Origin of the sequence: Nonomuraea turkmeniaca (genome assembly GCF_005889735.1) — a bacterium.
Lineage (GTDB): Bacteria > Actinomycetota > Actinomycetes > Streptosporangiales > Streptosporangiaceae > Nonomuraea > Nonomuraea turkmeniaca.
Map to the genome: position 1 here is coordinate 23013 of NZ_VCKY01000116.1, position 10193 is coordinate 33205.

A 10193-nucleotide genomic window follows, 5' to 3' on the forward strand; every position below is an offset into this window, starting at 1 on the left:
ATCCACCGCATGAATCAGGCCGGCCAGTCGGGCATCAACCGTGGCCAGCCATTAAGGGAGTTTTCGCATGCCATTTTTACTTTATCACGGCAGGTCACGCCCTCAGGGCGGGCGCCGGCTCGCAGCGGCGATCACCGCCGGGGTGATGGCGATCGCGGCAGTGTTGCTCGCGCCGCTGCCGTCGGCGGCGGACACGCCGTGGCTGCATGTCTCCGAGGACGGCTACGCGTCCTTCAGCGTTCCGGCGGCCTCCATCGAGGCCGGTGTGGGCCCGGTGTCGCAGATCGTCATCGAGGGGAACTTCGGCCCCTCTTTCACCTGGGCGGAGTTCGGTCTGACCCGCCGGGGCGACGTCTGGTCAGGAGTCCTCGGCCCGCTCCGGCCCGGGCTGTACTCCTATCAGGTCACCGGCGATGACACCAAAGGTCTGAAGGATCCGACGAACAACACCGGTGTGGCGTCCAAGCCTCTCTGGAGCACCTTCCTCGTTCCGGGCGACTCGGCGCGCCTGCTGGCGGACGTGCCCCAGGGGCGGGGCGGCAAGGTCGAGACCCTGACCTACCGGGCCGAGCACCAGGAGCGGTCGGCTCTGGTATGGACGCCTCCGGGGTACGAGGCCAAGGGCCCCCAGGCCTACCCGGTGCTGTTCCTGCGGTCCGGCGACGGCGGGAGCGCCACCGACTGGCTCGACCTCGGCCGGGCCAAGCAGATCCTCGACAATCTGTCGCTCCGGAAGGCCATGGAGCCGATGGTGGTCGTGATCAGCGACGGTAACGGGACGAATGACGACCTCCGGAAGGCGGTCGCGGGCCACTACCGCGTCCATCGCGACCCGGCGCACCAGGCCATCGCCGGTGTGGCCGAGGGTGGGACGCAGGCGCTGCGCGCCGTTTTGACCCGCCCGGGTCAGTTCGCCTACGCCGGCTCGTTCTCGGGGCTCCTGACGGACGGCGTCAGCCGGGCGGACGCGGACGCGATCAACCGCCATGTCAAGCTGCTGCGTCTGTACACGGGGAACGTGACGGATCCCGCGTACAACGCCGCCAACCGCCTGACGAAGGCGCTGGACCGCGCCGGTATCACGTACGAGTCCGACGGGGTCAACCCCGATGCCGGGGCGAACTGGAACGCCTGGCAGGAGAACCTGATCGATTTCGTGCCGCGGCTGTTCCGCAAGGTGTCGGACCACGGTCCGAGCGCCGGTCACGGGCGGCTGAAGGGCGAGTTCACCCCGCCGGCGCCCGGCACCACTCCGACGCCGTTCGTGACCGAGGACGGCTTCGTCACCTTCGAGACCACGACGGACTTCCAGAACGCTCAGCACGTCAAGGTGTGGGCGAACTGGGCTCCCAACGGGAGCTGGCTGCGCATTCCGCTGGCTCGTGCGGGCGACCGGTGGCGGGCGACCGTGGGCCCGCTCGACCCGTGGTTCTACTACTACCGGCTGATGGTGGACCGGGTCTCGGTCAAGGACGCGTCGAACCCGACGAAGGTGACCACCGAGCCGACCTGGAGCACCTTCCTCATACGTGGAGAGAAGGCGCGCCTGCTCACGGACGTTCCCGCCGGCCAGGGCGGAAAGGTCGAGAGCATGACGTACCGGAGCGCCGTCGCGAACCAGGACCGGACCGCGCTGGTCTGGACCCCGCCGGGATACGACCCCGACCGCGCGGAGCCGTACCCCGTCTTCTACCTCCAGCACGGTGGCGGCCAGAGCTACACGGACTGGGTCGAGATGGGACGCGCCAAACAGATCCTCGACCACCAGTTCCTCGACGGGGACCTGGTGCCGATGGTGGTCGTGATGGGCAACGGCAACGTGCCCGACTTCAACAAGGAGCTGCTGGAGAACCTCGCCCCGGCGGCCCGCGCCCGCTACAACATCTCCAGCGACCCGTCGCAGCAGGCCCTGGCCGGCCTCTCGATGGGGGGCGGGCAGACGTTCGGAATGCTCAAGGCGCACCCGGGTCAGTTCGCCTATGTCGCGGCGTTCTCGGCCGGGTTCGGCAGTGCCACCGGCGTCGACGCCGAGGCGATCAACAGCGGCACCAAGCTGCTGCGCCTGTATGTCGGCGACCAGACGGACTTCGTCTACCCGTCGTTCATGACGTCCCTCACCACCCTGAACAACCTCGGCATCCGCTACGAGTTCGACGGGGTCACCCCGGGACCGCACGGCTGGGACGTGTGGCAGAAGAACCTCATCGACCTGGCGCCACGCCTGTTCAAGCGCTAGGCGAGCCCGTCCGGCCGGCTTCGCCGCCGGACGCGGGCGGTGTCAGCGCTCACATGAGGATCGGCACGAAGGACGGGGCGCGGGTCGCGTCACCCGTGCCCCGTCCCTGCCGATCGCTCGGTTTCAACGGCGGCGCATGAACCTTCGTGCGCCGCGATCCCAAGGGAAATATGCCAATGAACAAGAAATGGCTCTCTGCGGCGGCCAAGCTCGCCGCCGCGACCGTGCTCGCAAGCGTGCTGGCGGCCTGCTCCGCCGGCGGGGGAGGGGGCACGAACACCGCGAGCGGCAGCGGCGCGAGCAACTGCACGAACACGATCCCCAAGAAGAATCTGCCGGTCGTGACGATGTGGGGCTGGTACCCCAACATGCAGCTCGTCGTCGACAACTTCAACAAGCAGAACGGCGAGGTGCAGGTCTGCTGGACCAACGTCGGCCAGGGCAGTGACGAGTACGACAAGTTCCAGACGGCCATCTCGGCTGGGACCGGCGCACCCGACGTGATCATGATCGAGATGGACCGGATCCCGACCTTCCAGATCCAGAACGCGCTCGTCGACATCAAGAAGTATGGCTTCGACGCGGTCAAGGCGGACTACAGCGAGGGCGCGTGGAAGGACGTCTCGGTCGGTGACGCGGTCTACGGCGTGCCGGTCGACGGCGGCCCGATGGCGATGATCTATCGGAAGGACATCTTCGAGAAGTACGACATCACGCCGCCGAAGACGTGGGCCGAGTACGAGCAGGCGGCCCAGAAGATCAAGGACGCGGGTGGTCCGGCGTTCGGCGACTTCGCCGCGAACGTGTCGGCCCTCACGATGGCGCTGCAGATCCAGAAGGGCGCGGCCCCGTTCACCTACGACCCGGCGCAACAGAGCTCGGTCGGCGTCAAGCTGAACGACCAGGGTTCCAAGGACGTGCTCGACTACTGGGGGCGCCTGGCGAAGAACGGGCTGGTCGGGACGCAGGACCAGTTCACCCCGGAGTACATCTCCGGGGTGATCAACGGCAAGTACGCGACGTACATCTCGGCGGCCTGGGCACCCGGCTACCTCACCGGTGCCGGCGTCGGCAAGGGTGAGGACACCGGCAAGTTCGCGGTGGCCCCGCTCCCGCAGTGGGATGCCGACCACCCGGTGCAGGTGAACTGGGGCGGGTCAGCCTTCTCCGTGACAAGCCAGGCGAAGAACCCCGAACTCGCGGCGAAGGTCGCGTACGGCCTCTACGCCGACAAGGAGTCGCTCACCGACGGCTGGACCAACCAGATCATCTTCCCGCTGAACCTGAAGGCGCTCAACGACCCCGAATTCGTGAACTTGAAGGTCGCGTTCTTCGACGGCCAGCAGGCGAACAAGGAGGTCTACGTGCCTGCGGCGAACGCCTACAAGGGCGTCACCTACAGCCCGTTCGGCCAGTACTACTTCGACGCCATGACGAAGCAGGTCAGTGCGCTCATCGAGGGCTCCGTCACCGGAGCGCAGGCCGCCGATCGGCTTCAGGAGGACGTGGCGAAGTACGCCAAAGAGCAGGGCTTCACCGTTCAGTGACGTCAACGATGGGCCGTCCTCGACCAGGGCGGCCCATCCGCAATCCCCAGCATAGAGATCTCGGAGTCCAGGTTGACCCTCATGATCGAGAAGAGTGCGCCACGCACCCAAGAGAAAACGCACAAGATCCGCGGCAAGGTGCGCCTCCGTGAGCATCTGATGGGGTGGCTCTTCGTCGGGCCATTCGGGATCGTCTTCCTGGCGTTGCTCATCGCGCCGCTCGCGTACGCGTTGTACCTCAGCCTCTTCCAGAAGAAGCTGATCGGCGGCACCAGCTTCGTCTTCCTCGACAATTATGTGAAGGCGTTCACCGACCCGAGCTTTCTTTCCGGGTCATGGTTCGTCATCCGCTTCTCGCTGGTCTCCATCCCGCTGCAGATCATCGTCGCCCTCGCGCTGGCCCTGATCCTGGATGCCGTGACCTCTATGTTCACCCGCTTCTCCCGCCTCATGATCTTTCTTCCCTACGCGATTCCCACGGTCATCGGGGCCGTCATGTGGGGGTTTCTGTACAGCAAGAGCTTCGGGCCGCTCTCCGACATCTTCGGCTTGCTCGGCACCGCCCCGCCTGATTTCCTCGGCAGCAACCTGATCTTCTACGGTCTGGTCAACGTCGTCACCTGGCAGTGGGCCGGTTACTACATGATCATCCTGTACGCGGCGCTCCAGGGCATCGACCCGGCCCTTTACGAGGCCGCCCGCATGGACGGCGCCGGCAAATGGCAGGTCGCGCTTCGGATCAAAATCCCGCTGATCGCTCCTGCGCTGCTCCTGATCCTGGTCTTCTCGCTCATCGGCACCCTGCAATTCTTCAACGAACCGCAGATTCTGCGATCCCTCGCGGCCGGCACGATCGGACCGGACTTCACTCCCAACATGTACGCATATCAGCAGGCATTCGCACTCGCGAACTTCAACTACGGATCGGCGATCTCCTTCGCGCTCGGCGGGATCGTCTTCGTCGGCGTCTACGCCTTCCTGTTCTTCACCCGCAAGCGGAGGAGCTTCCTGTGACAAGTGACCGCTCCAAAGCCGGCGCCCGCCGCCGGCCACAACGCCACCTCCCCCTGCAGGTGCTCGTCGGCTTCCTGGTCGTGTACTTCCTCGTGCCGTTCTGGTGGGTCATCGTCAACAGCTCCAAGGACGCCCCCGGCCTGTTCGGCGGCGGCAACACCCTGTGGTTCGCCGAGCGGATCGACTACTTCGGCAACCTCGAGCAGCTGTTCACCTATGACAATGGGATCTACGGCAGATGGATCCTCAACTCGACGCTGTACGCGCTCGCGGGCGGCGTCGGGGCCACGGTCCTGGCCGTCATGGCCGGCTACGGATTCGCCAAGTACCGATTCGCCGCCAGGCGCTTCAGCTTCTCACTCGTGCTCGGCGCGTTGATGGTGCCGGCGACGGCCCTGGTGATCCCCACCTTCATGATGTTCTCCGAGTTCGGCCTGACCAACACGATCTGGGCGGTGATCCTCCCGTCACTGCTCAACCCGTTCGGCGTCTACCTGATGCACGTCTACGCGCGGGACGCGGTTCCCGACGAGATCCTGGACGCGGCGCGGGCCGACGGTGCGGGTGAGATACGGACGTTCCTCCAGGTCGCGTTCCCCCTGATGCGGCCGGCGGTGGTCACGGTGCTGCTGCTGTCTGCGGTGGCGTCCTGGAACAACTACTTCCTGCCTCTCGCCATGCTCTCCGACAACCGCCTCTTCCCCGTCACCGTCGGACTGGGCCTCTGGCAGGGAATCGCCTCGGCGAACAACGCGGGCAGCACCTCCCTCTGGAGCCTCATCATCATGGGCGCGCTCGTGTCGGTCATTCCCCTCGTCATCGCCTTCTTCACGCTTCAGCGGCACTGGCGCGGAGGGCTGTCCGTCGGTGGCCTGAGATAGGCGGGGGTCCATACCTAGCGCTGGCATGCCATGAGGTGCAGGATCCATGGTGCGGCGCCACGTGCCATGATCAACTCATGGACGGCCGTGCTCGGTGCGTGCTCGTACGCCCCGTTAGATGCCGTCAGGACCCGACACTGGGGGACACGCAGAGCCACGCATCGCTGCACGGCGGTCCAGCTGACCGGGTCCAGAGGCGTGGGGGCGCTGGCCGAGACGAATGCCGAGCAGCGCCTCGTGCGGGTGGCCACCCGGGTCGATGATCCACCGCTGGAAGAGGCGTCGCTCGCCGGGGCCGGTTCTTGGGCTGAGCGGCCAGGAACGTCTCGACATCGTGCACGTCGAGACGTGCACAGTCCGGCTCTCCGCGCGCGCAGACATGTCGGGCCAGGTCGCGCAGAGTGGACAGATTGATGTCGAGGGTGACGTCGGTGCGGGGGCGTGTCCCGCCCCCGGCGAGAGGCCGTTCTTGGGTGCGCAGCAGGAAGGCGTTGAACGCCTCCGTCGCGCGCCGCAACGGCTCGGGGACGGCGTCGATCCGGCGGCGACGGCGTCCGGCCGCCGGCCGCTCGGCGTGGTCTGTGGTCAGTGCCCAGACCACGTTCGGTGAAGAAGATCTCCAGCCCTCGCGTCGGTGGCCCCATCGAGCGGCCAGGCTGGTGGGCCTGCTCCAGTAAGGCTTGGGGTGGTTAGGGTGTTCGTCGACCAAGAGCTGTCCCAGCTGGCCAATCAGACCGCAGGCCGGGCCGGAGAATGACGGCGGCCGGGTGGCCGATCAGCTCGCCGAGCCAGGCCCCGGCGAGACCTCCTGCGTCAGCCTGGTCTGGGCCGTCCTCGATCGCGCCGCCCTCGGCCGGCGCGGCTTCATCAGCACCAGCAAGGGCCTGCGCATCCTGCAAGACCTGCGCCGAGCACTACTCCGTCCGCCTGCCCAGCTCCACCCAGCCAACGAGCCGGCCTTGGCCCCCCGCAACCGATGCCGCCTAAGATCAACCTATGGCACCCACCTCCTCGAGCCTTTTGCACCGCTCCGAGGACGCGACGCGAACGATCTTGACGCGAGACAAGCAGCGTTGATCGTCATAGCTTCGAGGAAGAGCATGGCGAGGGCGACATCGGTTTGTGAAAGGATCACGTAACCCCACCTGAAGGGGGTTCGATGGCGGCTGCCGAAGCCCCGAACAACACCGCAGGCTCGGGGATCACGGCGATTCTGTGAGCTCGCTGATGCCGTCGGATCGCTCGTGACGACTGGGCCTTGTCCCCTCGGGACGCGGGCGGGGGGTGAGGACGTCTTCTGATTTTCTGCGGGGATGTCGATTGGCGTCGAGCCGGTTCGTGGTCAAAGTGAGAGGCCGGCAACGGGCCGGTCGCCACTCACCGGAGGTCCACGATGTCCGTCTCCACTACCAACACCACCACCGGTCCCGCGAAGCCACTGATTCTCGGTGGGCTGACCGCCGCGGTCGTCGCAGCCGCGGCGACGGCGACTGTTGCCGCGGCGGGGGAGTTCGCCGGGATCAGCCTCGTTGTCGGCGGTGCGCCGATCCCGGTGTCCGGGTTCGCCGTGCTGACCGTCATCTTCTCCGTGGTGGGCCTGGTGCTGGCCCTGGTGCTGGCTCGCTCGGCTCGCCGTCCGCGCACCGCGTTCGTCCGCACCACGATCATGCTCACCGCGTTGTCACTGGTACCGGATGTGCTCGCCGGCGCGTCCGCGGCCACGAAGGTGCTGCTGATGGTGACGCACGTGGTCGCCGCCGCGATCGTGATCCCGGCCATCGCCCGCCGCCTGACCGCCTGACCGCCTGATCCTTTCCAAGGGGTTTGCCATGAAGAAGTACCTGCTCGCCGTCCAGTTCGACGAGAGCGCGCCGTCGCCGTCCGAAGGGGAGATGCAGGAGCAGCAGGCCCGGACGGCCAAGGTCACCGCCGAGATGCAGTCCGCCGGTTCGTGGGTGTTCGTCGGCGGCCTGCTGCCTTCGCACGCCACCACGGTCGTGCGCCCCGGCAACGGCACGACCACGATGACCGACGGCCCGTTCGCCGAGACGAAGGAGCAGCTCGGCGGGTTCTGGGTGATCCGGTGCGACGACCTGGACCAGGCGCTGGCCTGGGCCGAGAAGTGCGCGCTGGCCTGCGGGGCCCCGATCGAGGTACGCCCGTTCGAAGACGCGCAGTGGACATGAGCACGGATCGATCTGGACAGCTGGATCTGGACAGCGTTTACCGGGCCGAATACGGCCGGTGCGTGGCCACGCTGACGCGCCTGCTCGGTGACATCACCCTCGCCGAGGAGGCCGTGCAGGACGCCTTCGCAGTGGCCGTGCAGAAGTGGCACGAGGCGCCGCCGCCCAATCCCGGCGCGTGGATCGTGACCACCGCCCGCAACCGGGCGATCGACCGCCTGCGCCGGGAATCCACCCGCGAGGCCCGCCACGCCCAAGCGCTGCTGCTGCACCAAGGCGACGAGCCAGAGGAGGTGGGAGCGGTGCGCGACGACCAGCTCCGCATGATCTTCACCTGCTGCCACCCGGCGCTCTCGCCGCTCGCGCAGACCGCGCTCACCCTGCGCCTGCTCGGCGGGCTGGAGGTGGCACAGATCGCGCGGGCCTACCTGGTGCCGGAGGCGACCGTCGCCCAGCGGATCGTCCGCGCCAAGAAGAAGATCCGCGACGCCGGCATCCCCTACCGGGTGCCGGACGCCGCCGAGCTCCCCGATCGGCTGACCTCGGTGCTCACCGTGCTCTACCTGGTCTTCAACGAGGGATACACCTCCACGTCCGGAGAGCTGCTACGGACGGACCTGTGCCTGGAGGCGGTCCGCCTGGCCAGGGCGCTCGCCGAGCTGATGCCTGATGAGCCGGAGGTGATCGGCCTGCTGGCGCTGCTCCTGCTCACCGAAGCCCGGCGGCCGGCGCGGGTGGGGCCTTCGGGTGAGCTGGTGGTGCTCGCCGAGCAGGACCGGTCGCTGTGGAACCGGGAGCTGATCGCCGAGGGACATGACCTGGTACGCCGCTGCCTGCGCCGTGCTCGACCGGGGCCCTACCAGCTGCAGGCCGCGATCAACGCCGTACACACCGACGGGCCGGCCACCGACTGGGCGCAGGTGCTGGCGCTGTATGACCAGCTGCTGCAGCACACCCCGACCCCGATCGTGGCACTCAACCGCGCGGTCGCCGTCGCCGAGGTGCACGGACCGGCGCCGGCGCTGGCCACCATCGACGAACTGGACCTGCCCGGCTACCACCTTCTGCCCGCGACCCGCGCGGACCTGCTCACCCGCCTCGGTCGCACCACCGATGCCATCGCCGCCTACGACGAGGCCATCACCCTGGCCACCAACGACACCCAACGAACCTTCCTGCAGACGCGACGGGCGCGTCTAGGGCGGGAGGCCCGAGATGACAAGGAGCGATGAGATGACAAGGAGCACGCACACCGTGGACCAGGAGAACGTGAGCGCCACCCTGACTGTCGCCGTGCCCGCCGCGCGGGTGTTCGCGGTGCTGGCGGACCCGACGACCCATCCGGCGATCGATGGCACCGGCTGGGTTCAGGAATCTGTCTACCGGGCGCCGCTGACCGAGGTGGGGCAGATTTTCCGGATGGACATGTATCACGCCAACCATCCAGACGGTGACTACCAGGTGGTCAACAAGGTCGAGGTGCTCGACCCGCCGCGCGCCATCGGCTGGCTGACGGGGTATGACAAGGGCGACGGTCACCTGGAGTTCGGCGGCTGGACCTGGCGTTACGACCTCGCGCCGCTCGGTCCGTCCGAGACTGAGGTCACGCTCACCTACGACTGGTCGGCGGTGCCGCAGTCCATCCGGGAGTACATCCAGTTCCCGCCGTTCGGCCCTGAGCATCTCATCAACTCGCTGCACCACCTGGCCGAGCTTGTCTCCGGCAGGTGATGTCGTCGACCAAGATGACCATCAGTACAACATCGTGCCTCCTGGAAGGGGAAGAGGCTTCTTCCCGCCCGCCGAGTCTCGCTGTGGTTTCCCGGCGGCAACTGGGGCGGCTACTGGGGCAGGCAAGGCCCCGTGTCGGCGTACAGGCTCAAGTGCAGAGGTGCGTACGAGTATTCGGGCTCTGTCGCTGATCTTGTGATTGATGATCTTTAGTCTCGAAGCAGGATGAGCTTTCGGAGAAGGTCGAAATTCGCGCGCCCGTAGCCCCGCCGCTTGAGCAGCTTGACCCTCGTGTTCTGACCTTCGGCCTGGCCGGAATTCCACGGAAGGGACAAGCCTGCGGTGACGGCCTCCAGGTCGTAGGTCAGCCCGTCGGCGAAACGCTGCAGGTGGGGCAGATCGTCGTCGTGGACGTGGCTGATCCAGTCGGGCAGCCGGTCGCCGCGCAGGTCGCGCATCATGGTGGCGAAGCTGCGCACATGGCTCACGGCGGCATCCAGCTCAGGGCAAGCGGCCCGGGCCTGCTCGAGTTCGAGGCTCTCCTCGGACGTCAGGTGGTCGGGGTGGGTCAGGATCCAGGAGGTGATCGTTCGGGGCT

Annotated in this window: 9 protein-coding genes and 1 pseudogene; 9 read left to right on the forward strand and 1 reads right to left on the reverse strand. The window is 67.2% G+C overall.

What is annotated here, in order from left to right; all coding sequences use genetic code 11:
• Positions 1 to 67 precede the first annotated feature (67 nt).
• The 9 genes and pseudogenes from ETD86_RS29850 (at position 68) to ETD86_RS29885 (ending at position 9595) form a co-directional block, all read left to right on the forward strand.
• The gene (locus tag ETD86_RS29850) at positions 68 to 2236 is read left to right on the forward strand and encodes an alpha/beta hydrolase (RefSeq protein ID WP_138669647.1); all 2169 of its coding nucleotides are present in this window, start codon (positions 68 to 70) and stop codon (positions 2234 to 2236) included.
• 176 nt (positions 2237 to 2412) lie between these two features.
• The gene (locus tag ETD86_RS29855; RefSeq protein ID WP_138669649.1) at positions 2413 to 3783 is read left to right on the forward strand and encodes an ABC transporter substrate-binding protein; all 1371 of its coding nucleotides are present in this window, start codon (positions 2413 to 2415) and stop codon (positions 3781 to 3783) included.
• Positions 3784 to 3864: 81 nt separating this feature from the next.
• On the forward strand, positions 3865 to 4797 hold the full coding sequence (locus ETD86_RS29860; RefSeq protein WP_170223341.1) for a carbohydrate ABC transporter permease: 933 nt from the start codon (positions 3865 to 3867) through the stop codon (positions 4795 to 4797).
• Positions 4794 to 5678: a carbohydrate ABC transporter permease gene (locus ETD86_RS29865; protein ID WP_138669653.1), complete on the forward strand. Its 885-nt coding sequence runs from the start codon at positions 4794 to 4796 to the stop codon at positions 5676 to 5678. The genes ETD86_RS29860 and ETD86_RS29865 overlap by 4 nt, the downstream gene beginning before the upstream one ends.
• Before the next feature lie 794 nt (positions 5679 to 6472).
• A pseudogene (locus ETD86_RS60225) lies at positions 6473 to 6646 on the forward strand (IS256 family transposase); the annotation flags it as partial.
• A 425-nt stretch (positions 6647 to 7071) separates the two neighbouring features.
• Positions 7072 to 7479: a DUF6069 family protein gene (locus ETD86_RS29870; RefSeq protein ID WP_138669655.1), complete on the forward strand. Its 408-nt coding sequence runs from the start codon at positions 7072 to 7074 to the stop codon at positions 7477 to 7479.
• A 28-nt stretch (positions 7480 to 7507) separates the two neighbouring features.
• Positions 7508 to 7864 carry a YciI family protein gene (locus ETD86_RS29875; protein ID WP_138669657.1) on the forward strand — a complete coding sequence of 119 codons (357 nt, stop codon included), beginning with the start codon at positions 7508 to 7510 and terminating at the stop codon, positions 7862 to 7864.
• Positions 7861 to 9096: an RNA polymerase sigma factor gene (locus ETD86_RS29880; RefSeq protein ID WP_170223342.1), complete on the forward strand. Its 1236-nt coding sequence runs from the start codon at positions 7861 to 7863 to the stop codon at positions 9094 to 9096. Before ETD86_RS29875 ends, ETD86_RS29880 begins: the two co-directional genes overlap by 4 nt.
• 1 nt (position 9097) lies before the next feature.
• On the forward strand, positions 9098 to 9595 hold the full coding sequence (locus ETD86_RS29885; RefSeq protein WP_138669658.1) for an SRPBCC family protein: 498 nt from the start codon (positions 9098 to 9100) through the stop codon (positions 9593 to 9595).
• A 209-nt stretch (positions 9596 to 9804) separates the two neighbouring features.
• Here ETD86_RS29885 and ETD86_RS29890 read toward each other — a convergent pair.
• Positions 9805 to 10193 (reverse strand): transposase (locus tag ETD86_RS29890; RefSeq protein WP_138669660.1); only part of this gene is annotated, 389 nt, incomplete at its 5' end.

Coding starts and splice junctions, on each gene's coding strand:
- ETD86_RS29860 (WP_170223341.1), top strand. CDS start 3,865: ATGATCGAGAAGAGTGCGCCACGCACCCAAGAGAAAACGCACAAGATC.
- ETD86_RS29880 (WP_170223342.1), top strand. CDS start 7,861: ATGAGCACGGATCGATCTGGACAGCTGGATCTGGACAGCGTTTACCGG.
- ETD86_RS29850 (WP_138669647.1), top strand. CDS start 68: ATGCCATTTTTACTTTATCACGGCAGGTCACGCCCTCAGGGCGGGCGC.
- ETD86_RS29855 (WP_138669649.1), top strand. CDS start 2,413: ATGAACAAGAAATGGCTCTCTGCGGCGGCCAAGCTCGCCGCCGCGACC.
- ETD86_RS29885 (WP_138669658.1), top strand. CDS start 9,098: ATGACAAGGAGCACGCACACCGTGGACCAGGAGAACGTGAGCGCCACC.
- ETD86_RS29875 (WP_138669657.1), top strand. CDS start 7,508: ATGAAGAAGTACCTGCTCGCCGTCCAGTTCGACGAGAGCGCGCCGTCG.
- ETD86_RS29870 (WP_138669655.1), top strand. CDS start 7,072: ATGTCCGTCTCCACTACCAACACCACCACCGGTCCCGCGAAGCCACTG.